This is a genomic window from Erythrobacter westpacificensis, assembly GCF_039542285.1.
GTDB lineage: Bacteria > Pseudomonadota > Alphaproteobacteria > Sphingomonadales > Sphingomonadaceae > Alteraurantiacibacter > Alteraurantiacibacter westpacificensis.
Genome location: NZ_BAABHV010000009.1, coordinates 218,711 through 245,643, shown reverse-complemented (window position 1 = coordinate 245,643; position 26,933 = coordinate 218,711). Strand labels below are relative to the sequence as shown.

General features: G+C 63.5%; 22 protein-coding genes and 1 tRNA gene. 7 read left to right on the top strand and 16 right to left on the bottom strand.

Translation table 11 applies throughout. The features are described 5' to 3' along the window. Nucleotides 1–64: 64 nt before the first annotated feature. Complete coding sequence (gene putP, locus ABFX23_RS05885; protein ID WP_346032169.1) at nucleotides 65–1,540, top strand: sodium/proline symporter PutP; 1,476 nt, start codon at nucleotides 65–67, stop codon at nucleotides 1,538–1,540. Nucleotides 1,541–1,565: 25 nt separating this feature from the next. Here putP and ABFX23_RS05880 read toward each other — a convergent pair whose 3' ends face one another. The 9 genes from ABFX23_RS05880 to ABFX23_RS05840 all read right to left on the bottom strand — a co-directional run bounded on the left by ABFX23_RS05880 (nucleotide 1,566) and on the right by ABFX23_RS05840 (nucleotide 13,580). Beyond that, nucleotides 1,566–3,170, bottom strand: coding sequence for a GNAT family N-acetyltransferase (locus tag ABFX23_RS05880; RefSeq protein WP_346032168.1), 1,605 nt, complete (start codon nucleotides 3,168–3,170; stop codon nucleotides 1,566–1,568). A gap of 19 nt (nucleotides 3,171–3,189) precedes the next feature. Next, nucleotides 3,190–4,419 (bottom strand): NADP-dependent isocitrate dehydrogenase, encoded by a 1,230-nt coding sequence (locus ABFX23_RS05875; protein WP_346032167.1) that lies wholly within the window; start codon nucleotides 4,417–4,419, stop codon nucleotides 3,190–3,192. A gap of 83 nt (nucleotides 4,420–4,502) precedes the next feature. Further along, nucleotides 4,503–5,600, bottom strand: a complete 1,098-nt coding sequence (locus ABFX23_RS05870) for an NAD(P)/FAD-dependent oxidoreductase (RefSeq protein WP_346032166.1) — start codon at nucleotides 5,598–5,600, stop codon at nucleotides 4,503–4,505. Further along, nucleotides 5,579–6,265: a methyltransferase domain-containing protein gene (locus ABFX23_RS05865; protein ID WP_346032165.1), complete on the bottom strand. Its 687-nt coding sequence runs from the start codon at nucleotides 6,263–6,265 to the stop codon at nucleotides 5,579–5,581. Before ABFX23_RS05865 ends, ABFX23_RS05870 begins: the two co-directional genes overlap by 22 nt. Continuing rightward, entirely contained in the window at nucleotides 6,258–7,325 is a 1,068-nt protein-coding gene (locus tag ABFX23_RS05860; RefSeq protein WP_346032164.1) for a type III polyketide synthase, read from the bottom strand. Before ABFX23_RS05860 ends, ABFX23_RS05865 begins: the two co-directional genes overlap by 8 nt. Nucleotides 7,326–7,378: 53 nt before the next feature. Continuing rightward, nucleotides 7,379–8,302 carry an NAD(P)H-dependent flavin oxidoreductase gene (locus tag ABFX23_RS05855; protein ID WP_346032163.1) on the bottom strand — a complete coding sequence of 308 codons (924 nt, stop codon included), beginning with the start codon at nucleotides 8,300–8,302 and terminating at the stop codon, nucleotides 7,379–7,381. Then, nucleotides 8,302–10,092: an acyl-CoA dehydrogenase C-terminal domain-containing protein gene (locus ABFX23_RS05850; RefSeq protein WP_346032162.1), complete on the bottom strand. Its 1,791-nt coding sequence runs from the start codon at nucleotides 10,090–10,092 to the stop codon at nucleotides 8,302–8,304. Before ABFX23_RS05850 ends, ABFX23_RS05855 begins: the two co-directional genes overlap by 1 nt. Before the next feature lie 18 nt (nucleotides 10,093–10,110). Then, nucleotides 10,111–12,444, bottom strand: coding sequence for a 3-hydroxyacyl-CoA dehydrogenase/enoyl-CoA hydratase family protein (locus tag ABFX23_RS05845; RefSeq protein ID WP_346032161.1), 2,334 nt, complete (start codon nucleotides 12,442–12,444; stop codon nucleotides 10,111–10,113). Beyond that, nucleotides 12,444–13,580, bottom strand: a complete 1,137-nt coding sequence (locus ABFX23_RS05840; RefSeq protein ID WP_346032160.1) for a thiolase family protein — start codon at nucleotides 13,578–13,580, stop codon at nucleotides 12,444–12,446. The genes ABFX23_RS05845 and ABFX23_RS05840 overlap by 1 nt, the downstream gene beginning before the upstream one ends. Before the next feature lie 156 nt (nucleotides 13,581–13,736). Between ABFX23_RS05840 and ABFX23_RS05835 the strand changes: the two genes are divergently transcribed. Then, nucleotides 13,737–15,452 (top strand): long-chain-fatty-acid--CoA ligase, encoded by a 1,716-nt coding sequence (locus tag ABFX23_RS05835; RefSeq protein WP_346032159.1) that lies wholly within the window; start codon nucleotides 13,737–13,739, stop codon nucleotides 15,450–15,452. Next, nucleotides 15,449–15,886 (top strand): MerR family transcriptional regulator, encoded by a 438-nt coding sequence (locus ABFX23_RS05830; RefSeq protein ID WP_428831648.1) that lies wholly within the window; start codon nucleotides 15,449–15,451, stop codon nucleotides 15,884–15,886. The genes ABFX23_RS05835 and ABFX23_RS05830 overlap by 4 nt, the downstream gene beginning before the upstream one ends. Nucleotides 15,887–15,921: 35 nt before the next feature. On the opposite strand, the gene ABFX23_RS05825 is transcribed toward ABFX23_RS05830, so the two are convergent. Continuing rightward, nucleotides 15,922–15,996: transfer RNA gene (locus ABFX23_RS05825), tRNA-Val, on the bottom strand. 89 nt (nucleotides 15,997–16,085) lie between these two features. Then, nucleotides 16,086–16,460: a cell cycle two-component system response regulator CpdR gene (cpdR, locus tag ABFX23_RS05820; protein WP_120078275.1), complete on the bottom strand. Its 375-nt coding sequence runs from the start codon at nucleotides 16,458–16,460 to the stop codon at nucleotides 16,086–16,088. A gap of 160 nt (nucleotides 16,461–16,620) precedes the next feature. On the opposite strand from cpdR, the gene ABFX23_RS05815 reads away from it, so the two are divergent. Next, on the top strand, nucleotides 16,621–17,568 hold the full coding sequence (locus tag ABFX23_RS05815; RefSeq protein WP_346032158.1) for an N-formylglutamate amidohydrolase: 948 nt from the start codon (nucleotides 16,621–16,623) through the stop codon (nucleotides 17,566–17,568). A gap of 238 nt (nucleotides 17,569–17,806) precedes the next feature. Here ABFX23_RS05815 and ABFX23_RS05810 read toward each other — a convergent pair whose 3' ends face one another. Continuing rightward, nucleotides 17,807–18,613 carry a SapC family protein gene (locus ABFX23_RS05810; protein ID WP_346032157.1) on the bottom strand — a complete coding sequence of 269 codons (807 nt, stop codon included), beginning with the start codon at nucleotides 18,611–18,613 and terminating at the stop codon, nucleotides 17,807–17,809. Between the two features lie 88 nt (nucleotides 18,614–18,701). Further along, nucleotides 18,702–20,150 (bottom strand): FAD-binding oxidoreductase, encoded by a 1,449-nt coding sequence (locus ABFX23_RS05805; protein ID WP_346032156.1) that lies wholly within the window; start codon nucleotides 20,148–20,150, stop codon nucleotides 18,702–18,704. A gap of 144 nt (nucleotides 20,151–20,294) precedes the next feature. Here ABFX23_RS05805 and ABFX23_RS05800 point away from each other — a divergent pair, with 144 nt between their 5' ends. Together ABFX23_RS05800 and ABFX23_RS05795 are read left to right on the top strand one after the other, a co-directional pair. Next, nucleotides 20,295–20,873, top strand: a complete 579-nt coding sequence (locus ABFX23_RS05800; RefSeq protein ID WP_346032155.1) for a hypothetical protein — start codon at nucleotides 20,295–20,297, stop codon at nucleotides 20,871–20,873. Nucleotides 20,874–20,981: 108 nt separating this feature from the next. Further along, entirely contained in the window at nucleotides 20,982–22,415 is a 1,434-nt protein-coding gene (locus ABFX23_RS05795) for a DEAD/DEAH box helicase (RefSeq protein ID WP_346032154.1), read from the top strand. 10 nt (nucleotides 22,416–22,425) lie between these two features. Here the strand turns inward: ABFX23_RS05795 and ABFX23_RS05790 are convergent, their stop codons facing one another. After that, nucleotides 22,426–23,313 (bottom strand): DMT family transporter, encoded by an 888-nt coding sequence (locus tag ABFX23_RS05790; protein WP_346032153.1) that lies wholly within the window; start codon nucleotides 23,311–23,313, stop codon nucleotides 22,426–22,428. Between the two features lie 136 nt (nucleotides 23,314–23,449). Between ABFX23_RS05790 and ABFX23_RS05785 the strand changes: the two genes are divergently transcribed. After that, on the top strand, nucleotides 23,450–23,707 hold the full coding sequence (locus ABFX23_RS05785) for a hypothetical protein (RefSeq protein ID WP_346032152.1): 258 nt from the start codon (nucleotides 23,450–23,452) through the stop codon (nucleotides 23,705–23,707). Between the two features lie 18 nt (nucleotides 23,708–23,725). On the opposite strand, the gene ABFX23_RS05780 is transcribed toward ABFX23_RS05785, so the two are convergent. Beyond that, entirely contained in the window at nucleotides 23,726–24,499 is a 774-nt protein-coding gene (locus ABFX23_RS05780) for a Crp/Fnr family transcriptional regulator (protein WP_346032151.1), read from the bottom strand. A 103-nt stretch (nucleotides 24,500–24,602) separates the two neighbouring features. Then, the gene (locus tag ABFX23_RS05775) at nucleotides 24,603–26,912 is read right to left on the bottom strand and encodes an ATP-dependent helicase (RefSeq protein WP_346032150.1); all 2,310 of its coding nucleotides are present in this window, start codon (nucleotides 26,910–26,912) and stop codon (nucleotides 24,603–24,605) included. Nucleotides 26,913–26,933: the final 21 nt, after the last annotated feature.

Sequence of the window (26,933 nt, the reverse complement as noted above, 5' to 3'; positions counted from 1 at the left end):
AAAGCTATGACAAAGTTGGCCGCAGCGGGTGACAAGCCTCGCGCGTTCTGTATGCATGCATCCCATGCAGACACCTACACTGATTGCACTCGCACTCTATTTCATCCTGATGCTCGGCATCGGGCTTTATGCCTGGAAACGCTCGACGGAGGACAGTGAAGGCTATCTCCTGGGCGGACGCGACCTGCCTCCGGCTGTCGCCGCGCTCTCCGCCGGGGCCTCCGACATGTCGGGCTGGTTGTTGCTGGGACTGCCCGGTGCGCTGTATCTCTCCGGGCTTGTCGAAGCGTGGATCGGTATAGGTCTCTTCCTGGGGGCCGTGGTCAACTGGATCGTGGTTGCGCCGCGTTTGCGCAAGCAGACCGTCCAGTACGGCAATGCGTTGACCATTCCCGAATTCCTCGCCAACCGTTTCCCTGACAAGGCCGTGGCCCTGCGGGTGACCTCGGCGATTATCATCGTGGTGTTCTTCGCGGTCTATTCCGCAGCGGGCCTCGTCGGCGGTGGACTCCTGTTCGAGAGCACCTTTATCGATGCGCCGGTCATGGGCTTCAGCCCCTATATGGCCGGCGTTCTGCTCACCGCGCTGGTGGTGCTGGCCTATACTATGGTCGGCGGCTTTCTGGCGGTCAGCCTGACCGACTTCGTGCAAGGCTGCATCATGGTTGTGGCGCTGGTGGTGATGCCGCTGGTGGTGCTGTTCGGCGACGGGTGGGGGACGACTGCGGATGTCCTGCGCGAAGTCGATCCGAACTTCCTGAGCTGGTTCGGCGGGCTTTCCGTCATCGGCTTCCTCTCGGCCATCGCCTGGGGCCTCGGTTATTTCGGGCAGCCGCATATCATCGTGCGGTTCATGGCCATCCGCGAGGGCGGGGTGAAGTCCGCCCGCAACATCGGCCTTGGATGGATGTTCATTGCGTTGATTGGTGCCCTGGGTGTCGGCCTTGCGGGCCGCGCGCACGTGGAAATGAACGGGCTGACGCTGGAGAACTCGGAGACGATCTTCATCCTGCTCGCCAACACGCTGTTCCACCCGTTCGTCACCGGCTTCCTGCTGGCCGCGCTGCTGGCCGCCATCATGTCGACGATTTCCTCGCAGCTGCTGGTCAGCTCCAGTTCGCTGACCGAGGACTTCTACCGCCTGTTTCTGAAGAAGGACGCCAGCGAGAGCGAAGCCGTGACCGTAGGCCGTATCAGCACGGCGTTGGTGGCCGTGGCCGCGATCCTGATCGCCAGCGATCCCGAAAGCGGTGTTCTGGCGCTGGTGGCCAATGCCTGGGCAGGCTTCGGTGCTGCCTTCGGTCCTCTGATCATCCTGTCGCTGACGTGGAAGCGCATGACCGGTGCGGGCGCCGTCGCCGGCCTGGTAGTCGGCGCAGGCGTGGTGATGGCGTGGATCGCCCTTGGCTGGAACAGCGAGTTCCTCGGCGGGCCGGGCGTCTACGAGATTATTCCGGGATTTGCCGCCTCTTGGCTGGCGATCTGGTTGGTGAGCAAGGTAACGGCAGGAGCGGCGGAGGGCGGCGCGCAGACCGTGTAAGGCGTTTTGACGTTTATGGGAGCGGCTAGCCCCCACCCGGCCCATGCTGCCGCGTCGGGGGCGGGCCGCTGATGTCGGTGGCGTCGCCGCCGGAGCCTTTCTGCTCCCACTCGATGCGATAGAGGTCGAAGCGGCGGTCTGCCAAATTGCGCACCGTGCCCTCGGCGCGGGCCCAGGCGAGATCCGCCAGGTTCACGTCGCTGATGGTCAGCGTTTCGACGTTCTCGCTCGCTTCCGCCGCGATACCGTCGCGGGCGAAGGGAAAGTCGCAGGGCGTCAGGATGCAGCTTTGTGCGTACTGGATATCCATGTTGGCGACGTTGGGCAGGTTGCCCACGTTGCCGCTCATCACGACATAGACCTGGTTCTCAATCGCGCGGGCAGCGGCGCAGTAGCGTACGCGCATGTAGCCCTGCCGCGAGTCCGTGCAGAACGGCACGAAGATGATCCGCGCGCCTTCGTCCGCCAGGCGTCGGGCGAGTTCGGGAAATTCGCTGTCGTAGCAGATCAGTACGCCCACGGGGCCACAGTCGGTCTGGATCACGTCCACGCTGTCGCCGCCGTGGATGTTCCACCAGTACGCCTCGTTGGGCGTGGGGTGGATCTTTTCCTGCTCGTGAATCGAGCCATCGCGCAGGCACACCATGGCGACATTGTGAATATCACCGTCCTCCATCCGCGTGGGGTGTGAACCGCCGATGATGTTGATGTTGAACCGCAGCGCCATCTCCGACAGCGCCTCGCGAATGCGCGGGGTGTATTCGGAAAGGCGTTCGATGCTTTCCAGAGGGGAAAGTTCCTTTTCCTCCGCGCTCAGCAGCATCAGCGTGAACATCTCGGGGAAGAGGATGAAGTCCGCTTCGTAATCCGCTGCCACGTCGACGAAATAGCGCACCTGGCGCATGAACTCGTCGAAGTCGGCCACCGCGCGGGCCTGCAACTGGCAGGTGGCGACGCGCACGTTCTCCACCCCGCGCGGCACACGGGCCTTGGGGCTTGCCTCCTGATCCACGAAGGGATTGCGCCACACCATGTGGGTGGCGAAAGCGCGGCTGCGCTTGTCCTCGGGCAGGTAGTTCTTGAGGATGCCGATTGGCTCGAACCCGTTGGCAAGCTGGAAGCGCACCACCGGATCGTGGATCTTGCCGGAGATGACCTTGTCGAGGTAATCCTGCGGCCCGTCCACCTTGCGCCACTGGCGCGAGAGGTTCGGCATCCGCCCGCCGAAGACGATGCCTTTCAGTTCCAGCCGCTCGGCCAGCTTGCGGCGTTCTTCGTAGAGGCGCCGCCCTATCCGGGTGCCGCGCGTCTTTGGATCGACGCAGAGCTCGTAGCCATAGAGCCAGTCCCCGTTGGGATCGTGGCGGCTGCCGTAGCCCTTGCCGGTGATCTCGTCCCATCCGTGCGGGCGCAGCGCCTTGTCCCCGCCGATGCGGATCGAGGCGCAATAGCCGATCAGCTCATCGTCGAGGAAGGCGACGAAGCAGCCTTCGCGGTAGTTGTTCAACTGCCCGCGAATTTCGCTCTGCGTGTATGGGACAAAGTCTTCGTATACCCGCTTGGCGAGAGCGGCGATATTGCGAATATCGCCGATCTTCGCCTGGCGGACTTCGAGGCGGGCCTTGGTCATCGACGTAAGGCCTTGTGGCTTACGCCAGCCCCTGCTTCTTCATCTCGGCTTCGAGGCCTTCGACGATGGCTTCGAAGAACTGCTCGGTCGTCATCCAGTTCTGGCCGGGGCCGATGAGCAGCGCGAGGTCCTTCGTCATCTTGCCATCCTCGACGCACTTGATGCAGACCTTTTCCAGCGATTCCGCGAAGGCGACCACATCAGGCGTGTTGTCGAAGCGGCCGCGATACATCAGGCCGCGCGTCCATGCGAAGATCGAGGCGATCGGGTTGGTGCTGGTGGCCTTGCCCTGTTGGTGCTGGCGATAGTGACGCGTGACGGTGCCGTGCGCGGCTTCGGCTTCCACGGTCTTGCCGTCGGGCGTCATCAGGACGCTGGTCATCAGGCCGAGCGAGCCGAAGCCCTGTGCCACCACGTCCGACTGCACGTCGCCGTCGTAATTCTTGCAGGCCCAGACGAACTTGCCGTTCCACTTGAGCGCGGCGGCAACCATGTCGTCGATCAGGCGGTGTTCGTAGGTGATGCCCGCTTCCTCGAACTTCTTGTCGAAGCCTTCGGTGTCGAACACTTCCTGGAACAGGTCCTTGAAGCGGCCATCGTACTTTTTCATGATGGTATTCTTGGTCGACAGGTACACCGGCCAGCCACGGTCGAGGCCGTAGTTGAAGCTGGCACGCGCGAAGTCGCGGATGGACTCGTCGTGGTTGTACATCGTCATCGCCACGCCGGGCTGGTCGAACTGGTGAACTTCCAGGTCGATGTTCTGGCCGTCCTCGCCTTCGAACACCATGCGCAGGGTGCCCTTGCCGGGGATCAGCGTGTCGGTGGCGCGGTACTGGTCACCGAAGGCGTGACGGCCGACCACGATGGGATCGGTCCAGCCGGGCACGAGGCGTGGCACGTTGTCGATCACGATGGGCTCACGGAAGATCGTGCCGCCAAGGATGTTGCGGATCGTGCCGTTGGGCGAACGCCACATCTGCTTGAGGTTGAATTCCTCGACGCGCGCTTCGTCCGGCGTGATGGTGGCGCACTTCACGCCCACGCCGTACTGCTTGATGGCGTTGGCGGCATCGACGGTGATCTGGTCGTCGGTCTCGTCACGCTTCTCGACCGAGAGATCGTAGTACTTCAGGTCCACGTCGAGGTAGGGCAGGATCAGTCGTTCGCGGATCCACTGCCAGATGATCTTCGTCATCTCGTCGCCGTCGATCTCGACAATGGGGTTCTTGACCTGAATCTTCGCCATGGGGTGTCCTGTCTGTTTCGTGGAGTTCGTATTCGTTTGCGGGCCTCTTAGCAGGGACGCGCCTTCGTGCAAGCCGGAGGGGGCTAGACTGGATTGGGAGCATCGATCCTGCAGTGTTCCGCGAGACGAGGTAGAAAGCCGGGCGCCAAACGGGCCAGGGCAGGTGCGGCAAGGTGGCCAAACCGTGTTTCGGCCAGACTGCGGGCGGCTTTCGCCAGTTGTACCGGAGGAAAAGCCCGCGCGGCAAAGGCGCGCTGGTAGGCGGGGGCAGCCTCAGCGCCGCCTTGCAGCCAGTAACGTGCGGCCATAGTGCCGCTGGCGAGGGCGATGGACATGCCTTCGCCTGCAAGGGACGGGATGACCGCGGCCTGGTCTCCCAGACGGAAAAAACCGTGCGGCGTGTCCTCGGCAATCCAGCCATAGGGCACGGCGCCGATAGTCTCGATCTTCGCGGAATGCCAGTCGCTGCCCAGGCGGTCGGCAAAGTGTCCATTCCTTTCGGCGACCTTCTCCAGCAGGCGCCGCGGATCGCCCCCGGCAGCGGCAAGCGCGGATTTGCGAAGCGCAAGGCAGATGTTGGCAGAGCCTCCTTCCTGAAGGACGATTCCCGCATAGCCGCCGCGAAACAGGTGCAGTTCGATGGCCGAGCCGATCAGGGAGCGGCGCTGGGAGGACGCCGGGAGACGAATGCGCAGGCCGAGAGCGGGGTCGCCCGCCGTGCGAGGGCGGGCTTGTTCTCGAACATCGTGCTTGCCGCTGGCGAGGAATATCGTCTCGGCCTGCCATTCCTGCGATTGCCCGGTTGCGAGACCCGGCACGACTGCGCGGATCGTGTCGATTTCCAGCTTCGCGCCTGCCTCAAGCGCGGCCTTGCGCAGCGCGGTATCCAGAGCGTGGCGGGACAGGCCGAGCGCGGTGTGGGGGAGGGGCGTCTGCGCTACGCGGTCGCCTGTAAAGAGCTTGAGATGATCGACCGTGTGGCCACCCAGGGTTAGTGGATCGACGCCCAGCGTCTCCAGTTGCGCAAGTGTGCGCCAACTCATGAAACCGCCGCACAAGGGGTCGCCCACTGACTCGCTGCGATCGATGAGGACCGGAGAGGCACCGGCGCGCGCGAGTTCAATCGCGGCCGCGCACCCCGCGGGGCCTGCACCCAGGATCAGCGGAGCCGCGAGACGCACAGTCGAAAGGGAAACTTGCGCGTGACTTGCGCGGAAGTGATCCCGGCCTCTTCCAGCAGCGCAAGCCACTCGTCACGGCGGAAGGATCGTGCAATCGAGGTCTGTCCGTCCATGCGCACGATGCGGTGCCACCCGGCAAGCTGGGCGAGCAGCGGGTAGCCGAGATAGCTGAAGCCATGACGGTGCAAGTCGTTCACGAACCAGCCGCGCCGCGCCTCGTTTTCCATCACCTGCAGGAACAGCACGAGCTCCTCGCGGCTCATGTGGTGGGCCACCAAGCTGGAGACGATGAAGTCCCACTTCTCGCTCGTCAGGTCGGCATAGTCGCCGGTGAGGTAGGTGATCGGCAGGCCGGGATCGGTAGCAGCGCGGGCCGCTGCCTCGCTGCGGGGGTTGAGATCGACGCCGACGAGCCTCGCCTTGATGCCGCGCTTGTCCGCCCAGTGAGCGATCTCGCGCAGCATGTCTCCTTGTCCGAATCCGACGTCGAGGAGAGTAAAACTCTCCTTTTTCGCTAGTGCCTTGCCAAGGAAATCGAGGGTAGGGCGGTAGGCCATCGTCATTCGGTTGACCTGTGCGAGATCGGCGAGGACCTGGCGATAGACCGCTTCCGGCAGGGCCGGGTCGTCCATCAGTTCCTCTGTTTCCAGCCGTTCCTCAAGCATCGCCTGTTACCCAACCGAACCGCAGGCCCTCCATTGCGAGGCCGGGGCCGAAGGCGAGTGCTATGCCTGTTTCGGGTTTGTCCGGCGCCAGTTTTTCGAGCACGAACAGCACGGTAGCAGACGACATGTTGCCGAAAGTGTCGAGAACGGAGCGGGACGCAGAAAGGGCGGCAGGGTCCAGGGAGAGGCCGCGCTCGACCGCATCGAGAACGGAGCGCCCGCCCGGATGAACTGCCCAAGCGACAGGCGGATCATCGCCCATGATGGCGTTGCAAACGGAAGCGTCGTCCAGCGCCTCGGCCAGCTTGCCGGGCACTTCGCCAGAGAGGTGCATCACGAAGCCGCTGTCGCCGATGGTCCAGGTAATCAGCTCGTCAGATTCCTCCAGCGCGAGCGACAAGCCTTTGCCCAGCCCGAGGCCTTCGCCTTGCGCGCTCACGATCACGGCTGCCGCGCCATCGGCGAACTGGCCCATGGCGAGCAGACTTTCGATATTGTCCGATTGCTGGAGATGCAGGGAGCAAAGTTCCACCGAAACTGCTAGCGCCCTAGCCCATGGATCCGAGCGCACGATATGCGCCGCTGTGCGCAGCAGGGTGACGCCGGCGTAGCAGCCCATGAAGCCGATGGAAACGCGCTCCACCCCGGTGGACAGACCGAGTCGCCGGGCAATGATCTGGTCCAGCCCCGGCGCCAGGAAGCCGGTGCAGCTGGCGATCACGATGTGGGTGATGCCCTCGGTGGACGGCAGGCCCGCGATGGCTTGCATGGCAAGATCGGGCGCGTGGGCGGCATAGCGTTCCATCCGGGCACGCGTGCCCGGTTCGTCGCCGCGCTTGTAGAAGCTGCCGAAATCCATCGCCGCGTCGCCGCCGGTGAGGACCGAGTAGCGATGCGAGATGCCGCCGCGCGATTCCATGCGGCGAAACAGCTTTGCCTTTCGTTCGTCGTCCAGTTGCGACGCTGCCCATTCGGTGTAACGCTCGTGTACATCGCAATCCGGCACTGCCGTTGCGATGGCGTTTATGCGAGGGGCAGGGCTGGCGAAATCGGCTGGCATTCAGCAGCTACAACGTCCTTGCGGGCTGCCTGTGCCAATCGATCCAGAAAATCTCACTGGCAGAAATTCGCCTTTGCCGCTTCGTATTCCGCGATCAATTGCTCGCAAATTGCCTTCGTCGGCCGAACATCGCGCACCGCGCCGGTACCGTGTCCGGCAGACCAGATGGTCTTCCAGGCCTTGGCTTCCTCGTTCAGCGACATTTCGCCCGGCGCATCGTGCAGGGTCGCCGCCTCCAGGCTGGGCGTCAGGAAGTTCGCGCCCACGCCCGTCACCTTGTTGGTGTAAGTGATGTCCTTCGCCGAAGCGCCGATCATCATGTCCTTCTGGTCCTGCGGTGCCATGCTTTCCTCTGCCGCGATGAAGTGGCTGCCGAAGTAGGCGAAATCGCAACCCATCATCTGCGCCGCAGCGATATGGCCGCCGTGACTCATCGAGCCCGACAGGATCAGCGCCCCGTCCCAGAATTCACGGATTTCGCTGGTGAGGGCGAAGGGGCTGAACGTGCCTGCATGGCCACCGGCACCAGCCGCCACGGCGATGATGCCGTCGACACCGGCCTCCGCCGCCTTTTCCGCATGGCGTCGCTGGATCACGTCGTGAAACACAAGGCCGCCGTAGGAATGCACCGCCTTGACGAGATCAGGCACCGCGCCGAGCGAGGTGATGATCAGCGGCACCTTGTGCTTGATGCACACCTCCAGATCGGCCTCGACCCGCGGGTTGGAGCCGTGGACGATCAGGTTCACTCCGTAAGGCGCGCCGCCGTCGCCCAGCCGCTCCTCGATCTCGTAGAGCCAGTCCTCGAAGCCTTCGGTCGTGCGCTGGTTCAGCGCCGGGAAAGTGCCGCAAAGCCCTGCCTTGCAGCTTTCCACGATGAGGTCCGGCCCGGAAACGAGAAACATGGGCGCAACGATGGCGGGCACTTTCAGCCCACCAGCGAAGCTATCGAGCGCCGGGTTGGCGGCGCGGCGCATCAGAATGCGTCCTCCGGCATGTCCATCATGCTGGCCTTGCCGCTGGTGATGGCCATCATCTGCGCCATGACCGGCGGCAACAGGCGATCGAAGAAGTAACGCGCGGTGATGATCTTCGCCTCGTAGAACGGCTTGTCATCGGCGCCTTCTTCCAGTCGCCTGTGGGCGATCTGCGCCGACTTGGCGAAGCAGTAACCCATGGCAACGAAGCCCAGCAGGCGCAGGTAATCGGTGGCAGCGGCAGCCGCTTCCTCCGGATCCTTCAGGCCCTTCTGCGCGATGTGCCCGGTGGACATCTGCAATGCGCCAAAGGCCTGCTGAAGCCCTGCGATCATCTTGCCGATCTTCTCGTCGCCCGCGTTGTCCTCGATATATTGCGAGACGGGGTGGAAGAAGCTGCGCAAATTGCGGCCCATGCGATCGGGCAGCTTGCGGCCGACCAGGTCGAGCGCCTGAATGCCGTTGGTGCCTTCGTAGATCTGCGCAATGCGGGCGTCGCGGGCGAACTGTTCCACACCCGTTTCCTGGATGTAGCCGTGGCCGCCGTAGACCTGCACCGCAAGGTGCGCGGTCTCGTGGCCGAGGTCGGTGAAGAGCGCCTTCACCACCGGCGTCATCAGCGCCACGAAATCCTTGGCGCGGGCGCGCGCTTCGGGTTCGGGGGAAGCGTGCTCTGCATCCAGCGCGCGGCTGACCCATGCGGAAACCGCACGGCTGCCTTCGTTGTAGGCGCGCATCGTCATCAGCATCCGCCGCACGTCCGGGTGGACGATGATCGGATCGGCGGGACCGTCAGGGTTCTTCACGCCCGACAGGGAGCGGCCCTGCAAGCGGTCCTTCGCGTAGTAGACAGCCGACTGGTAGGCGATCTCGCCCACGCCCAGACCCTGAATGCCCACGGCCACGCGTTCGGTGTTCATCATGGCGAACATGGCTTCCAGCCCGCGATGCGGCTTGCCGACCAGCCATCCCTTCGAATCCTCGAAGGTCATCTGGCAAGTGGCCGATGCCTTCAGGCCCATCTTGTGCTCGATGGCGGTGGGCTTGGCATTGTTGTGGTTGCCCAGCGTGCCGTCTTCGTTCGGCAGGAACTTGGGCACCAGGAACAGCGAGATACCCTTCACGCCCGGAGGTGCATCGGGCAGCTTCGCCAGCACCAGGTGGACGATGTTGTCCGCCAGGTCATGGTCTCCCGCGCTGATGAAGATCTTGTTGCCGGTGACGAGGAAGCTGCCGTCGTCCTGCGGCACTGCCTTCGTGCGCAGCATGCCAAGGTCCGTGCCGCAATGCGGTTCGGTAAGGCACATGGTGCCGCTCCATTCGCCGCTGGCCATGCGGGGCATGTAGAAGTTCTTCAGCTCGTCGCTGCCGTAGGCTTCCAGCGCCACCATCGCGCCGCCCGTCAGGCCGGGATAGAGGCCGAACGACAGGTTGGCGGAACAGGTCATTTCCTCCACCATCTTGCCGATGGAGTGCGGGGCACCCTGGCCGCCCCATTCCTGCGAGACGCCGAGGCTCGCCCAGCCGGCCTCGCAGAACTGCTTGTAGGCTTCCTGGAAACCCTTGGGCGTGCGAACGACGCCGTTCTCGATCCGGCAGCCTTCCTGGTCGCCGGGCCAGTTGATCGGCAGCAGCACATCGCGGCAGAACTTGTTCGCTTCTTCCAGGATTGCGGCAGTCACGTCCTCGTCGAAATCCTCGAACCCTTCGAGATTGCCGAAACCGTCGTCTTCATGCAGCTCGTTAAGGTTGAACAGCATGTCCTTGATGGGGGCTTCATAGACCTGCATTGGACAAATCCTCTCTGATCAATTGCGAAGCGGCTTGCCGGTTTCGAGCATGTGCTCGACCCGCGCCTGCGACTTCGGATTTCGAACGAGGCGCATGAACGCTTCCCGTTCCAGTTTCAGCATCTCGGCCTCGGTCACCACCTGGGTGATATCGGTATCGCCTCCGGTAAGCACATAGGCAAGCTCGCCCGCCACGGTCACGTCGTGGTCGGTGGCCTTGCCCTGCTTGTGGAAGCTCTCGACAGCCAGTTCCAGCGCGGCCTTGCCGCTGGGGCCAGGCAGGCGGTACTCGGGCTTTTCGGGGGCTTCATAGCCATCGACCATGGCGAGTGCGCGCTGCTTTGCGTCGTACAGCAGGCGATCGCGGTTCATGGTGATGCCGTCGTCGCGGCGCAGGAAGCCCAGTTCCTTCGCCTCGGCAGCGGACTTCGCAACCGTGGCGGTGGAAATGGTCTCGAACGCCTTCGACACGGCAGGCATCGGGCCAGCGGGATGGCGCGGATTGTCCTTCCAGCGGGAGATGAATTCGCCGCAGCCGCCCCAGCCGGGAATGATGCCCACGCCGCATTCGACGAGGCCGATATAGGTCTCGGCATGGGCCTGGATGGCATCGGAATTGAGGCAGATCTCGCAGCCACCGCCCAGCGCCATGCCGGCCGGAGCCGAGACGACGGGGAAGGGGGCATACTTCAGTGCCTTGTAGGCATCTTGTCCGCCCTTCACGAGCTTTTCCACTTCGCTCCACGCCGCGATATTCATCGCGAACATGGCGAGGCCGAGGTTGGCCCCTGCGGAGAAGTTGGAGCCTTCGTTGTAGACGACGAAAGCCTTGTAATCCTTCTTCACCACCGGGATGGCCTTCTGGATCAGCTTCATCACCTGCTCGTCCAGCGCGTTCATCTTGCCGGTGAATTCCAGCGCGACAACGCCATCGCCGATGTCCCACAGGGCGGCAGAGCCATTGGCCATGATCGGCTCGCTGGACAGCTTGATGTCCTCCAGCAGCAACACGCCGTCGGGGCGCACGATGTCGTGATATTCGCCATCGGTGCCGAGGTACTGGCGCTTGCCGTTCTCGACGCGGTAGAAGCTGCGGTCGCCCGCTATCTTCAGGATTTCGGGCACCGGAAGGTCGTCCGCCTCGAGGCGTTCGACCAGCTTGGCCGCGCCGATCTTGTCGATCATCTCGAACGGGCCGAACTTCCAGTTATAGCCCAGCTTCATCGCGTCATCCACGCCCACCACGGTGGCGGTCGCTTCGGGAACGATGCTGGCGGCATAGGACAGCGTCGGGCCGAGCACGGCCCAGGCGTAGTCGCCGACCTTGCCCTTCATCGAAATCAGCTTGCCGAGATCGCCCTTGGCGGCAGAGCCTCGCACCAGACCGGGACGCGCCGCGGCGCGATATTCGCCGGACTTCAGGTCCTTGGCCATCTTCGTGCGCTTGCCGTCTTCGCCCTTTTCCAGGGTGTAGAATCCGCCCTTGCCCTTGCGCCCGGTGTAGCCGCTCTCGATCATTTCCTCGATCAGCGGCTCGCTGCGGGCGATCTTCTGGTACCAGTCGTCCTTTGGCAGGGTGCTGGTAAGCGACTTCATCAGGTGCGGCATCAGGTCGATGCCGATGAGGTCGATGAGGCCGAAGATGCCGGTCTTGGGAACGCCCATCGGCTTGCCGCCGATCTCGTCCACTTCCTCCACCGTCATGCCCATGTCGAAGGCGGAGTTCACCGCCTGCTGAATCCAGAAGGTGCCGATGCGGTTGGCGATGAAGCCGGGGCTGTCCTCGGCATCGACCGGAGTCTTGCCCAGCTTCCGGTCCACGAATTCGCGGACCATTTCCAGTGTATCGGGATTGGTCTTGGGGCCTGCCACCAGCTCGATCAAACGCATGTAGCGCGGCGGATTGAAGAAGTGGGTGATCAGGAAATCGCGCTTGAACGCATCCGACCGGCCATCGGTCAGCTGCTCCAGCGGGATGGTGGACGTGTTCGAGGAAACGGCCGTGCCGTCTTTCCGCACCTCTTCCAGCTTGGCGTAAAGGTCCTGCTTGATGTCGAGCCGTTCGATGATGGCTTCCACCACCCAGTCGCACTCGGCAACCTTACCAAGGTCGTCCTCGATATTGCCGGTTTCCACCAGCTTGGCCGGACGCTTGCCCATGAACGGGGCCGGGTCGGTCTTGAGCATTTTCTTGACCGCGCCCTCGGCAATCGCGTTGCGGTTGTCGCCGTCCTTGGGGACGATATCCAGCAGCAGCACGGGCACGCCGGCGTTGGCGATCTGGGCGGCAATACCGGCACCCATCGTGCCGGCGCCGATCACGCAGACTTTCTTGATGGTTGCGTCAGCCATTATGCGGTCTCCAGGATAGTCGCGATGCCCTGTCCGCCACCGATGCACTGGGTGGAAAGGGCGTATTTCTTGCCTTCACGCTGCAGCAGGCTGGCCGCCTTGCCGACGATGCGCGCACCGGTGGCACCCAGCGGGTGGCCGATGGCAATCGCGCCGCCATCGAGATTGATGCGCTCTTCCTTGATGCCGAGGTCGCCGATGCAGGCGAGCGACTGGCTGGAGAAGGCTTCGTTGAGTTCGACGATGTCGATGTCGTCCATGGTCAGACCCGCGCGGGACAGGGCCTTCTTGGACGATTCCACCGGGCCCAGACCCATCAGTTCGGGCGCGCAGCCGGAAATGGCCATCGACTTGATCTTCGCCATCACCTTCAGCCCGTTCTTTGCGGCATAGTCCGCGCTGCACACCAGCACGGCGGCAGAGCCATCGGTGAGGGGGGAGGCGGTGCCTGCGGTCACGGTGCCATTCTCGTCAAACGAGAGCTTGAGGCCAGCCAGACCTTCGGCGGTGGTATCGGGGCGGGGCGTTCCGTCCACGTCGATCACGGTGCCATCGGGCAGGGTGTAGGGGACAATCTCGTCCTTGAAGGAGCCCTTTTGCACGGCTTCGCCAGCCTTCTTCTGGCTGGTGAGGGCGAAGGCTTCCTGCGATTCGCGCGACAGTTCGTACTTCTTGGCCACGTTCTCAGCCGTGTCGCCCATGCCGATGTAGGCGGCGCTGCGCTTGGCGAGTTCGGGGTTCGGCATCGGGTTGAAACCGGTCATCGGCACGCGGCTCATCGATTCGACGCCTGCCGCGATGAACACTTCGCCAGCGCCCATCGCGATCTGGCCTGCGGCATAGTGCACCGCGCTCATGGAAGACCCGCAGAAGCGGTTCATGGTCATGCCGCCGATGCTGAGAGGCAGGTCGGCCAGCAGCACCACGAGGCGCGCGATGTTGAAGCCCTGTTCGCCTTCGGGGAAGGCGCAGCCCATCAGCACGTCCTCGATATCCTCGGCGTTGACGCCGGTGCGTTCGATCAGACCCTTGATGGTGTTCGCCGCCAGGTCGTCAGGACGAACCTTGGCCAGCGCGCCGCGATGCGCGGGGTGGAACGGGGATCGGACATATCCTGCAATGACGACATCACTCATGGTTCTATTCTGCCTTTCTTTTTCGCGCATCGACCTTTGTTGACCTTTTGCGCCGAATGGTTACGATAAAGTCTGTGACCTGACGTATACGTCAAGCAAGGTGAAATCAAGACGCAGTTTGGCCAAAAACTGCGCCACAAATGGAAAGGATGATCGATGAACGAGGCCGCGGTTACGTCCCACCCGCTTGATCCCAGCCGGATCCTGGACGCGGAAGGGAACCTGCGTCCGCGACTGCTGACCGAAGCGTTCGACCGCGCGATCACCCAGTTTCCGAACCGCGTTGCCATCGATTTCCTCGGCAAGGAGTACACCTACGGCGAACTTGGCAAGGAAGTGGAGCGGGTTGCCACGGGCCTCCAGGCGCTGGGCTTCGAGAAGGACGACCGCTTCGGCCTGTGCCTTCCCAACACCCCCTATTCCATCATCCTTTATTACGCGGTACTGCGCGCCGGCGGCATCGTGGTGCAGTTGAACCCGCTCTATTCCGACAGCGAGATCGAATTCCTCATCACCAATTCGGGCGCCAAGATGGTTGCCGTGCCCGATCTGGAACTCCTGCATTCGAAGGTCGCGAATGCGTGGGGTGCGGAAGACTCCGCGATGGAGCGCATTGTCCTGTGCTCGATGGCCGACGTGCTGCCCTTCTGGAAAAGTATCGGCCTGCGCACGCTCAAGCGCTCCTCCCTCGCGAAAAAGCGGGCTGGCATCACCTATTCCGACTACAGCGATCTCGCTGCGCACCAGCCCAATCTCCGCTCCGTTCCGCAGAATCCGCGCGACGTGGCAGTCCTGCAATATACAGGGGGAACGACCGGGCTGCCAAAGGGTGCCATGCTCACCCACGCCAGCCTTGCCGCGAACTCGGCGCAGATGCTGCTGCACATCGGCGAAGAGCGTGACCAGCAGGAACGCACCCTGGGGGTGCTGCCGCTGTTCCACGTCTTCGCGCTTACCTGCGTGCTGAATTTCGGTGTCGAAGTAGCCGCCGAACTGGTGCTGTTGCCGCGCTTCGAGATGGATGAAGTGCTGGCCACCATAAAGCGCAAGCCGCCCACCATGATGTTCGGCGTGCCCACGATCTACAACGCGCTGGGATCGCTGCCGGACAACAAGGTGCCGGACCTTTCTGGCGTTCGCACCAGCATTTCGGGCGGGGCGCCGCTGCCGCTGGAAGTGCGTCACCAGTACGAGACGCGCACCGGCTCGCCGGTGTCGGAAGGCTATGGCCTGACGGAAGCTTCGCCCATCATCACCAGCAACCCTCTGCTGGGCCGCACGCCCGTGAAGGACAATTCGGCAGGGCCCGCTTTCCCGCACACCGTGGTCGAGATTCGCGATCCGGAAACCGGCGAGCTGATGGAGCAAGGCGAACGCGGCGAAATCTGCGCACGCGGCCCGCAGCTGATGAAAGGCTACTGGAAGCGTGACGATGCGACCGAGAAGGTCTTCATCGACGGCGCGCTGCGCACCGGCGACATCGGCTACCTCGACGAGGACGGCTATCTCTTCATCGTCGATCGCATCAAGGACCTGATCCTGTGCAGCGGATACAACGTCTATCCGCGCGTGATCGAGGATGCGGCCTACGAACATCCGGCCGTGAAGGAAGCCGTCGCCATCGGGATTCCCGACGAGTATCGCGGCGAAGCACCGAAGCTGTTCATCGCCCTGCACGAGGGGGAAGAGCTGGACGCGGCAACCCTGCACGCGTTTCTGAAGATGCGTCTCAGCCCGATCGAGATGCCAGACGCCTACGAGTTTCGGGACGAACTGCCGAAAACCCTCGTCGGCAAGCTGGAAAAGAAGGCGCTTGTCGCAGAGGAGAAGGCAAAGCGCGAGGCGGCGGCAGCCGAAGGGGGGACTGCATGAGCGAACAGCAGGAACGCATCTCGGGCGAACTGCCCGGCTTCGAGGATATGAAACAGGGCGATCTGAAGAGCATCGCCGAGGCATCCGAAGCGCTCGGCGTGACCCAGCGCACCTTGCGCTTCTACGAGGACAAGGGACTTATCCAGCCGGGCCGCGTCGGCTCCATGCGTGTCTATTCGCGCCGCGAGATGGGGCGGATGCAGCTCATTCTGCGCGGCAAGCGGCTGGGCTTCTCGATTCGCGAGATCGGCGAATTCCTGAGCCTTTACGATCATGACCCGGACCAGGTGGTGCAGGCCCAGCGGATGCTGGATGCAACGCAGGAACGCCTGGCGGAACTGCGCCACCAGCGCGAGGCCATCGACCAGACGATTTCCGAACTGGAAAGCATCGAGAAGATGTCGCGCCAGCACCTTGCCAAGAAGGAAAAGTAGTGGCGGATTACGCTGTTATTTCAAGGGAATGCGAATGGTGGGCGTAGCAAGGATTGAACTTGCGACCCCTACGATGTCAACATAGTGCTCTACCACTGAGCTATACGCCCACACCATTCGGGTGTTGCAGACCGTATTTCGGTCGGCAGGCGGGCCAGATAGCGCCGCCTCGTTCGTTTCGCAAGAGCCTACTTGCGCGTTATAGCGAAGCGACTGCACTATCCTCGAACATGCGCTCCACTTCCAGCACCAGGTCCTTCAGGTGGAAGGGCTTGGAAAGCATCTTTGCATGCGGGGCTTCACGGTTCGCCTTCAGGGCGACGGCGGCGAAACCGGTGATGAACATCACCTTGGTCGACGGGCTCAGCTCGTTGCAGCGCTGGGCCAGTTCGATCCCGTCCATTTCCGGCATCACGATATCGGACAGGAGAAGGTCGTAAATCTCGGTTTCCAGTAGCGGCATCGCTTCGGTACCGCAGGATACCGCCATGACCGAAAAGCCAGCCTGTTCCAGCGCGCGCTTCAGGTAGGTGCGCATCGCGGTGTCGTCTTCGGCCAGCAGGATACGGATCATGCTTCTTACTCTTCCCCGTGAATGTTCGTGAGGAGCGTCTTTAAGCAGATTCGCGTTAAGAATCTGCCCCCTCGTAAGACTTGCCCAGCATTGGGACAGCCACCGCACGGGGCCGCGCCCTTTGACAGTGACAGACTTCCCCGCCAGCAATGCCAAAGCAATGACCCAGCACGACAATGGCTCCCCTGATTCGCAACTGCAGGAAGGCGGACTGATCCCCGGCGGGGAGGGCCAGCCGGCCTATGTCCTGCATCGGCCACGCGCGCTGGCGATTCCCGTGCTGATCGCCGTCCCCCACGCCGGGCGCGAATATCCGCTCAGCCTCGTGAACCGGATGCGCCATCCCGGAGAGGCCGCGCCGCGGCTGGAAGATCGCTACGTCGATCTCGTCGCCCGCCAGGTGGCCGACGCGACCGGGGCAACGCTGCTGGTTGCCAATGCGCCGCGCGCGATGATCGATCTCAACCGCTCGCCCGAAGACGTGGACTGGGACATGATTACGGGCCCGCGCACGGGCTTCGTGCGCTCTCGCCTTGCCGCTGGTCGCCGCTCTCGCAGCGGGCTGGGACTGGTTCCGCGGCGACTGCCGGGCCTTGGCGAGCTATGGCGCCAGCCGTTGCCGTCCGCCGACCTTGCGAAGCGTATAGACCAGGTCCACGCGCCCTATCACCTGGCGCTGTCGCACACGCTGGAGGCGCTGCGGGACAAGTGGGGCGGGGCCCTGCTGCTCGACGTGCATTCGATGCCCCCGCTCGGCCCCAAGACGGGGGAGGGTGCTGCGGTGGATTTCGTCATCGGAGATCGGTTCGGCGCTTCGTGCGAAAGCAACCTCGTTTCCACCGCGCTCGACCATTTCGACGCACACGGCGTGCGGGCGGCGCACAATCGCCCCTACGCGGGCGGATACGTGCTCGATCGTCACGGCGCTCCGGCGCGGGGAATTTCTGCGATGCAACTGGAAATCTGCCGTGCGACCTATCTTGACCGGCACCTGCGCGAGCCGGGCGATGGTGTTGAGCCTGTTGGCACCATATTGGCCGCCCTCGTGCGCCGGCTGGCCGAAGAGGTGGCAAAAGGTGCGAGCGGCTTCGCCCAAGCTGCTGAATAGGCAAGAAAAAACCGCCCCGTGCACGATGCACGAGGCGGCCAAGGTTCAGGGAGGAGGCGCGCCGAAGCGCACCTATCCGGCCGGGCCATGAGGGGAGCGCCGACCGGACAATTCAAAGATAAGCCGAAGCGCAAATGTTTCAAGATCACATGGACCAAGGGCGGCCCTCCCGGACCGCCCCTAGCTGATGTCGTCCTCAAAAACGGGCGTCTCGTCGACGCCGCTCAGGAATGTCTGGTTACGCCTGGGGCGCGGTTGCCGCCATCGCGGCTTCCATGCCCTGCGGGCCCTTGCCCTGTTCAACCTGGCGCGCGAAGATCGTGCGCATCAGGTCCAGCGAGAAGAGGTGGGCGAAGATCAGCGGCAGCAGGCCGTTCTCGTTCCACTTGCGCAGCTGGTCACCGCGAAGCTGGCGCAGCTTTTCCTGGTTCACCATGCGGAAGCCGCGATAGACGAAGGGCTGGTCGGGCTTGTCCGAACGGTTGATGGCGATTTCGCCGTCCATCAGCAGGTCGTGGGCTTCCAGTTCCTGCATGAACAACTGGGTGCGGTTGCCCGCTTCCTCGAACTTCTCGCAGAACTGCAGCAGGCCCTTGGTGTGCTCGCTGGGTTCCTTGTCGTCGTTGAACAGCTTCTGGCCTTCGTCGAACTTGCCGATGAGGTCGCTGGTCGGATCGAAGCAGAGCGACAGGTTTTCCGAGTTCGGATCCAGCTTCGCCAGCAGGAACGGATAGCGGCGGATGTAGGCCGGAATGTACGGCGGCGTCGCATCGCGCGGGGCGCCTTCGTCGTCGAAGAACACGTTCACGCCTTCGTTGAGGCCCATCAGCGCCAGCGGCACCGAACGTTCACCCGAGGAGAACACGATTGGGAAGTTGCGCTGGGCGGAGGGAAATTCCTCGACGGTCAGCGGGATGGCGTGGTTGTTGACCACCCAGGGAGCCTTGTCGACCGAGCGGGCGTTCCAGTCGCCGTGGTCGTTGCTGTTGAGGGGGATCAGTTCGTTGTAGAAAACGGGCAAACTGGCTTTCGGCGCGCTGGCCATCATACTCTCCGATCAGGTTGAATTCGGCTGTGCGGCCAACAAGGCCCTTATCCGAAATAGAATCTCGTGAAACTGTTGGGGCGCGGCCTTAAAGGGGTTCGGTGCCGGTTTCAAGCGGCACCAGCTTGCCCGGATTGAGCAGGCCGGCGGGATCGAGCGCGCGTTTCACCTGCCGCATGATGCCGAGCTGCGCGGGGTCGCCCAGCCGCGCCAGTTCGTCACGCTTCAATTGCCCGATCCCGTGTTCTGCGCTGATCGATCCGTTCCACGCCGTCACCTCGTCGTGCACGAATGCGCTGATGGCCTTGCCTTCGCCAAGCTCCCACTTGCCCGGAACGGCGCCCTCCGGAGCGAGCACGTGGAAGTGGACGTTGCCGTCCCCAAGGTGGCCGAAGGCGACCGCGGTGGTGCCGGGGAAGGCTTTCTCCACCTTCGGCACGGCATCGGCGACGAATTCGGCCATGTCCGGCACGGGCACGGAGATATCGTGCTGCATGGCAGGTCCGATCGCGCGCTCGGCCGGGGCGATCTCGTCGCGCAGCATCCAGAATTCCTCCGCCTGCGCCTCGTTGCGGGCGATGGTGGCATCGGCGACCAGCCCCTCCTCGAACGCACTCTCCAGCAGCGACTGGGCGAGGGCGGGCAGGGCGTCTGCGCCGGATGCATCGGCGGTCAGTTCGATCAGCGCGTTCCATTCGTGATGGTCCTGCAAGGGCGCGCGGGCATTGGCGCTGTGAGCCAGCACGGCCTCCAGCGAGTGGCGCGGCATCACCTCGAAACCTTCCAGCGCATCGCCTGCCACGCGCTCTGCATGGAGCAGCAGCTTGCGCGCATCGCGAATGTCGCCAAGCCCCGCCCACAGCACGGCGCGGTCGGCGAGGGCGGGCAGCAGGCGCAAGGTGGCCGCTGTAACGATGCCCAGCGTCCCTTCCGAACCGATCAGCAGCTGCTTCAGATCGAAGCCGCGATTGTCCTTCTTCAGCGGTCGCAGCGAATCGAACACCGTGCCGTCGGCCATCACTGCCTCGATCCCCAGCACCTGCGCCCGCATGGAGCCGTGACGCAATACTTGCGTTCCACCCGCATTCGTGGAGATCAATCCGCCGATGGTGGCGGAACCCTTTCCGCCCAGCGTGAGCGGGAAGCGCAGGCGCTCGGCCTCAACCGTGTCGTGCAGCGTCTGCAGGATCAATCCGGCATCGCAGGTGATCTGCCGCGCAACCACATCGAAGCTGCGCACCTTGTCCATCCGCCTGAGCGAGAGCACAATCGCCTTGCCGGTATCGTCAGGCGTGGCCCCGCCCGACATGCCGCTGTTGCCGCCCTGCGGAACGATGGGCACGCCGTGCGCGGCGCACAGCTTCACGAGGTCTGCTACCTCCTGCGTGCTGGCGGGGGAGGCCATGCCCAGCGCATGCCCGGTAAAGCGTCCGCGCCAGTCGGTCAGCCAGGGTTCGATAAGCTCTGCATCGGTGGTAAAGCCGCGGTCTCCAAGCAGGCTGCTGGCGGCGGAAAGGAATTCGTCGGTCGTGCTCATGGTTTCTCGCGTTGCCAGCATTATGGCCGGGTTGCAAAGGTGCAAATGCAGGTTAAGCCACCATTCAATCCTTCCTGCTATCTCCAGCCCTCATCGCTGTGACAAGCGAGTGACGGGACGCCTGCCGACCAATTATCCGAACCCATGAAACGCCTTATCGCCATCCTCGCGCTTGTCGCACTGCTTGCCCCGATCTTCGCGGCGCAGGTGCCGGTGCGCGTGGCGGCGCAGGACAACGTGCGGCTGACGGGGCCGCAATCCGGCCTGCCCTTGGGTTTCGGGCCCTCGCAAGTTTCTCCCGGCACGCTGTTGGACGGGGCACACCGGGCGCAGGAGCAGAACCAGGTCCGCATTCGGCAGCGCGTGATCGTGCGGGTCTCGCCTGCACCGGCACGAGCCCGCTCGCAGATGATGGCAGACTTGCCGCGACGTCCGATGCGGCAGAGCTTCGCGGAAGTGGAGCATGATGACTGCGTCGAGGTGGATGACATCCTGGGCGTACAGCCCGCCGAGGGAAATCGCCTGCTGATGTTCACCCGTCAGCGCCAGATCCTGTCGGCCAGGTTAGGCGAGTCCTGCGTTGCAAGGGCCTTCTACGCTGGTTTCTATGTGGAGCGTAGCGACGATGGCCGCCTGTGCGTAGCGCGCGACCTGTTGCAATCGCGCGCCGGGGCCAGCTGCGAAGTGACCGAATTCAGCCGCCTCGTCGCCGTCAGCCAGTAGCGGCGATTTACCCGTAAATCTTGACTTTCTGCCCACCTGCTGCATAGGGCGCGGCGCATGCACCGTGCCGGGCGATCGGCACTCCCTCTTATTTCCGGATCTTACGATTTGACCACTTTTGCCGATCTCGGCCTTTCGCCTGAATTGCTCCAAGCCGTCGAGGAGGCTGGCTACACCGAGCCGACTCCGATCCAGGCAGAAGCGATTCCTGCGGTGCTGATGATGAAGGACGTGCTGGGCATCGCCCAGACCGGCACCGGCAAGACGGCCAGCTTCGTGCTGCCGATGATCGATGTTCTGGCCAGCGGCCGCCGCCGTGCGCTGATGCCGCGCAGCCTTATTCTCGCCCCCACGCGTGAGCTGGCCGCGCAGGTCGCCGAGAACTTCGAGAAATACGGCAAGAACCACGATCTCACCATGGCGCTGCTGATCGGCGGCGTGCAGATGGGCGAGCAGGTCAAGGCGCTGAATGACGGCGTCGACGTGCTGATCGCGACGCCGGGCCGCCTGATGGACCTGTTCGAGCGTGGCAAGATCATGCTCAACGCCTGCGAGCTGGTGGTGATCGACGAGGCCGACCGGATGCTCGACATGGGGTTCATCCCCGATATCGAGTTCATTTGCGACAAGCTGCCGGAAAAGCGCCAGACCCTGCTGTTCAGCGCCACGATGCCGCCGCCGATTGCCAAGCTGGCGAAGAAGTTCCTCGACAATCCCAAGCGGATCGAGGTGACGCGCGCAGCCTCCACCAACGAGAACATCACCGCATTCAAGATCCCGGTGGAGAGCCGCGAGAAGCGCGAGACGCTGCGCTGGCTGCTGCGCAACGACCTGGTCGAGAACGCGATTATCTTCTGCAACCGCAAGACGACGGTACGTGAGCTCAACAAGAGCCTGCAACGCCACGGCTTTGCCAGCGGCGAAATCCACGGCGATATCGACCAGAACCAGCGCAACGCGGAATTGCAGCGGTTCAAGAACAACGAGATCAACATCCTCGTCGCCAGTGACGTTGCCGCGCGCGGGCTGGACATCAAGGGCGTGTCCCACGTGTTCAACTTCGATACGCCCTGGCATCCGGACGACTACGTCCACCGCATCGGTCGCACGGGCCGCGCGGGGGCCAAGGGCCGCGCGTTCACTTTCGTCGCGCCCGAAGATGCCGAGGCCATCGAGAACGTCGAGAAGCTGACCGGCAGTGAAGTGCCGGTGTTCGGCAAGAAGGACGTGCGGGTCGAACTGCCAAAGGCGCAGCCCAAGAAGGAAGCGCCGAAGCAGGACGAGACCGAGAACGAGCAGGACGAGAAGCCGAAGCGCTCCCGCTCGCGCCGCAATGAGAGCCGCGACGACGATCGCCAGCAGGATGATCGCCAAACCGAGCGCGCACCCCGCCGGGAAAAGCGCGAAGATCGCTCTGGCTCGCGCTCGGGTGGTTCGAGGTCCGGCAACCAGTCGCGCCGCCGCGACCAGGACGATGAGCCGGTGCCTGCGGGTGAGTGGAACGGGCCGAAGCCCGATTTCCTCGGCGTAGGCTTCAACTGATCGGCTGATCCTAAAGCCGGGGCCGCACCAGCAGCCCCTTGAAGATGGTCTTGCTGGGTCGCACCGCGATCACCAGCACGCCGCTCACTGCCAGCGCCGCGCCTGCCAGCATCATCAGGCCAACGGGTTCGCGCGCCAGCGTCGCGCCCATAAGGATCGTGAACACGGGCGTCAGCAGCGTGATCGGTGCGACCACGCCTGCCTCGTTCTTCTGCAGAATGCGGAAGTAGACGGTGTGCGCGAAGACGGAAACGATGAGCCCCGAGAAAGCCAGCGCGCCTGCCAGTTCCAGCGGGGCCGCCAGCGAAGCCTCGATCTGGCCGCGTTCCAGCAGCAGGCTGAGCGGCAGCAGCAGCGCGGTGGAGAAGAACCCCGCCCATGCCATCATACGCAGGGCCGAAAGCTCGATTGTCTTGAGATAGACAGACCCAAGCGCACCGACGAAAGCACCGGCAAAGACGAACAGCAGCCCGGTGGAATTCTCCCAGCCCGACGGTGATGCAACCGCCAGCAAGACCCCGCCCAGCGCCATGACAATGCCGATGCCGCGCCGCCAGCGAACCTGTTCCTTGAGGATGACCATTGCCATCAGCACCGTCATCGGCGCACCGGCCAGCTGGACGATGGCAGCGGACGAAGCCGTGGCGTCCTGCAGGCCCACGAAAAGAAGGGCGAACCCGCCGCCGCTTACCGCCGTCGTTACCAGGGCCACGCGCCACCAGTCGCGCCCGGGCCATTTCAGCCACGGAGCGAGCGCCACCATCACGACGACCGTGCGCAGCGCGGCATACCAAAGCGGCGGCACGCCGAGGTCCGTCACGACCACGCGGCTCACCAGCACGTTTCCCGCCCAGATCAGGCAAAGGAGGACTAGCAAGGCAATGTCGCGGAACGGCATTGCTCGCCGTTAGACCTGCTTTCCGGCAAGGGAAAGCGCGCGGCGCAAAATCTCACGCAATTGACATATGTTGTCGCCCCCCGCTCTCGGCCTCTGCCAATGCTGGCGGCTTCGGGGTCACGCGGAAGGGGCGCACGTGTTCAGGAAAGACGGGATAGGCGGTGGCGGCGGTGCGCTGCCGAAGAACAGCTTTCGATTGCGCGGCAGTCGGCCCGACTGCGCGACCATCGAAGAGATGGTTTGCGAGGCTGCGGATATCGTCGAGGCCATCGGCATCGCAAGCCGGCATTTCGGTGTGGGCGAGGTCGAACTGCGTTGCTGGCGAAGCCGCGACTACGAAGTTCGCCTTTACGCGGACAAGTCCTGGTCGCTCAAACCCCTTTACACGCTGTAGCGTCGGCGCGGATAGAGGTCAGCCGTCGCGCGGGGTCAGATACAGGTAATCCGGATCGAACTGCGCGAGTTCGCTCAGGCCCTCCCAATCGTGGATCTTCACCTTCTGGGACTGGAGCGTCACCAACCCCTGCTCGCGCAATTCCCTCAGCATCCGGTTCACGTGCATCTGGGTAAAGCCCAGGCACTCGCCGATCTGCGTCTGGTTGAGCGGCAGCCAGTAGGAGTGATCGGTTGTCAGTCCCACGACCTTGCAGCGATGGTACAGTTCGCACAGCAGATGCGCGATCCGCGCCTTGCCCGAGCGGGAACCGATGTTCACGATCCACTGCCGGTGGATGGAGGCATCTACCATCGTGGTGAACCACATGATCCGCGCCAGGCGAGGGCTCTCGTCGATCAGGCGCGAGATTTCGGCATGGGGAAACTTGACGATCCGGCACTCCGACAGCGCGCAGATGCCATGGTCGAGCACTTCGAGCGGGTAGGAATGCAGGTCCACGAAATCGCCGGGAATCTGAATTTCCATGATTTGCCGCATCCCGTCGGGGCTGTCCTTGCAGCGGCAGGCGAACCCCTCGAGGATCAGGGAAGAGTAATTGATGCGGTCTCCTTCGCGCACCATGTATTCACCGGGCGCGAACACGGAGGTTTCCCGCATCGCATCCTTCAACAGACCGGCTTCTTCTTCGGAAAGTCTGAAACGCCGGCGAACCGTTGCGAGAAACTTCCAGATATCCGGTGTCGATTCCCGCCCGTAGGAATCCATGATGTCGCGATCGTCCTGCCGCAATTTTCCCGCCCTGCTGATGTTGATCCTTCCGCCTGATAACCCGAAGTCGGCGAGGCGCTATAACAAATATCTAGTCGGGGCGATTTTGGCGCTTGTGCCGGCGCTACTTCGCCAGTGTCACGAAACTGTCGATCACGCGCTTGGTCCCCGCCTTCTCGAAATCGATCTCGAGCTTGTTGCCTTCCTGCCCGATGACTTCCCCGTAACCGAACTTTTCGTGGAACACGCGCGCGCCGATTTCGACATCGGTGCGTGGCTTCGCCGCGAAGCTGGCGGCGCTGCGGCCCGGTTCCTTCAGGCGCGCAGGCTTCGTCTCATATCCCGTGGCGAGCGCACGTTGCCAACCGGGGCCGCGCGCGCTGGAACGGTCGGGTCGACTGGTGGACACGTGGGCAAAGGGGTCTTCGCTTTCGCTCCAGTTGGCCTGCCACAGCGACTTGCCGCCCGTCATCGTGGTTTCCTGCTCGATATGCTCGTCGGGCAGTTCCTCGATGAAGCGGCTGGGGATGGAACTCGTCCACTGGCCGTAGATGCGGCGATTTGCCGCGTGCAGGATGGTGCAGCGTCGTTTCGCGCGGGTGATGGCGACGTAGGCAAGGCGCCGCTCTTCCTCCAGGCTGGCAAGGCCGCCTTCGTCGAGCGAACGCTGCGACGGAAACACGCCTTCTTCCCAACCGGGCAGGAACACGTGATCGAACTCCAGTCCCTTGGCCGCGTGCATGGTCATGATGGTGACCTTGTCCTCGTCGTCGTTCGCGTCGTTGTCCATCACGAGGCTGACGTGTTCGAGGAAATCGCCGAGCGTTTCGTATTCCTCCATCGCGCGGGCAAGCTCGACGAGGTTGTCCGCGCGGCCTGCGCTCTCAGCGGATCGGTCCGCCTTCAGCATCGCATCGTAACCGGACTCCTCCAGCACGGCGCGCATCAGTTCGGACGGGCTGACTGCCTCGCTCATCTCGCGCCATCGCAGGAAATCGCCCATCAGCGCGGCGATGGTGTTGCGGGCGCGGGCGGGCAGTTCGTCGCTGTCGGCCAGTTCCAGCGCGGCGGCGGCGAGCGGTTGTCCGGTGCGGCGGGCGTGCTGGTACATCTTCTCCAGCGTTTTCGCGCCAAGTCCGCGCTTGGGCTGGTTGTAGATACGTTCGAACGCGAGATCGTCGGCGGGCTGGGCGATCACGCGCAGGTACGCCAGAGCATCACGGATTTCGGCGCGTTCATAGAAGCGGAAGCCGCCGATAATGCGATAGGAGAGGCCGATCTGGATGAAGCGGTCCTCGAACTCGCGGGTCTGGTACTGAGCGCGCACGAGGATTGCGGCCTGTTCCAGCGACAGCCCCTCGCGCTCAAGCCGTTCCAGCTCCTCGCCCACGCGGCGGGCTTCCTCGGGCGCGTCCCATACGCCGATCACGCGGACTTTCTGCCCCTCGGGAAGCTGCGTCCACAGCGTCTTGCCGAGGCGCTGTGAATTGGCTTCGATCAGCCCGCTGGCGGCGGCCAGGATTTGCGGAGTGGAGCGATAGTTCTGCTCCAGCTTCACCACCTTTGCGCCGGGAAAATCCTTCTCGAAACGAAGGATGTTCGCCACCTCGGCCCCGCGCCAGGAATAGATCGACTGGTCGTCATCCCCCACCACGCAGATGTTCTTGCGCTCCTGCGCCATCAGTCGCAGCCAAAGGTACTGCACGGCATTGGTGTCCTGGTACTCGTCTACCAGGATATATTTGTAGCGCTGCTGGTAGCTCTTCAGCACGTCCGTATGGCGGCGGAAGATGTTGAGCATGTGCAGCAGCAGGTCGCCGAAATCGCAGGCGTTCAGGCTCTTCAGCCGCTCCTGGTAGATGCGGTACATCTCCGCACCCCTGCCGTTGGCATAGCTTTCGTTGTCGACGGCTGTCAGATCCTCGGGGTTGAGGCCGCGGTTCTTCCAGCTGTCGATCAGCCCAGCGAGTTGGCGCGGGGGCCAGCGCTTCTCGTCCAGCTCCGCCTCGCGAATGAGCGTTTTCAGCAGGCGCAACTGATCATCGGTGTCGATGATGGTGAAGTTGCTTTCCAGCCCGACCAGTTCGGCATGGCGGCGCAGCATCTTGGCGCAGATCGAGTGGAACGTGCCGAGCCACGGCATCCCCTCCAGCGCGCCATTGGTGAGCGTGCCTACGCGCTCCCGCATTTCGCGCGCGGCCTTGTTGGTGAAGGTGACGCATAGGATCTCGCTGGGCCAGGCCATACGTTCCCGAACGATATGGGCGAGGCGGTGGGTGAGGGCGGCTGTCTTGCCAGTGCCGGCCCCTGCCAGCATCAGCACTGGCCCTTCCGTCGTCAGCACGGCATCGCGCTGCGGCGGATTGAGGTGCGCGAGCCATTCGGGTGCGCTGTCTGCGGGTAGTGAATCGGATGTGGAGGGGGACTGGGTCACTGGTGAACAACTAGGGAACAG

Coding starts and splice junctions, on each gene's coding strand:
- putP (WP_346032169.1), top strand. CDS start 65: ATGCAGACACCTACACTGATTGCACTCGCACTCTATTTCATCCTGATG.
- ABFX23_RS05880 (WP_346032168.1), bottom strand. CDS start 3,170: ATGACCAAGGCCCGCCTCGAAGTCCGCCAGGCGAAGATCGGCGATATT.
- ABFX23_RS05875 (WP_346032167.1), bottom strand. CDS start 4,419: ATGGCGAAGATTCAGGTCAAGAACCCCATTGTCGAGATCGACGGCGAC.
- ABFX23_RS05865 (WP_346032165.1), bottom strand. CDS start 6,265: ATGCTTGAGGAACGGCTGGAAACAGAGGAACTGATGGACGACCCGGCC.
- ABFX23_RS05860 (WP_346032164.1), bottom strand. CDS start 7,325: ATGCCAGCCGATTTCGCCAGCCCTGCCCCTCGCATAAACGCCATCGCA.
- ABFX23_RS05855 (WP_346032163.1), bottom strand. CDS start 8,302: ATGCGCCGCGCCGCCAACCCGGCGCTCGATAGCTTCGCTGGTGGGCTG.
- ABFX23_RS05850 (WP_346032162.1), bottom strand. CDS start 10,092: ATGCAGGTCTATGAAGCCCCCATCAAGGACATGCTGTTCAACCTTAAC.
- ABFX23_RS05845 (WP_346032161.1), bottom strand. CDS start 12,444: ATGGCTGACGCAACCATCAAGAAAGTCTGCGTGATCGGCGCCGGCACG.
- ABFX23_RS05840 (WP_346032160.1), bottom strand. CDS start 13,580: ATGAGTGATGTCGTCATTGCAGGATATGTCCGATCCCCGTTCCACCCC.
- ABFX23_RS05835 (WP_346032159.1), top strand. CDS start 13,737: ATGAACGAGGCCGCGGTTACGTCCCACCCGCTTGATCCCAGCCGGATC.
- ABFX23_RS05830 (WP_428831648.1), top strand. CDS start 15,449: ATGAGCGAACAGCAGGAACGCATCTCGGGCGAACTGCCCGGCTTCGAG.
- cpdR (WP_120078275.1), bottom strand. CDS start 16,460: ATGATCCGTATCCTGCTGGCCGAAGACGACACCGCGATGCGCACCTAC.
- ABFX23_RS05815 (WP_346032158.1), top strand. CDS start 16,621: ATGACCCAGCACGACAATGGCTCCCCTGATTCGCAACTGCAGGAAGGC.
- ABFX23_RS05810 (WP_346032157.1), bottom strand. CDS start 18,613: ATGGCCAGCGCGCCGAAAGCCAGTTTGCCCGTTTTCTACAACGAACTG.
- ABFX23_RS05805 (WP_346032156.1), bottom strand. CDS start 20,150: ATGAGCACGACCGACGAATTCCTTTCCGCCGCCAGCAGCCTGCTTGGA.
- ABFX23_RS05800 (WP_346032155.1), top strand. CDS start 20,295: ATGAAACGCCTTATCGCCATCCTCGCGCTTGTCGCACTGCTTGCCCCG.
- ABFX23_RS05790 (WP_346032153.1), bottom strand. CDS start 23,313: ATGCCGTTCCGCGACATTGCCTTGCTAGTCCTCCTTTGCCTGATCTGG.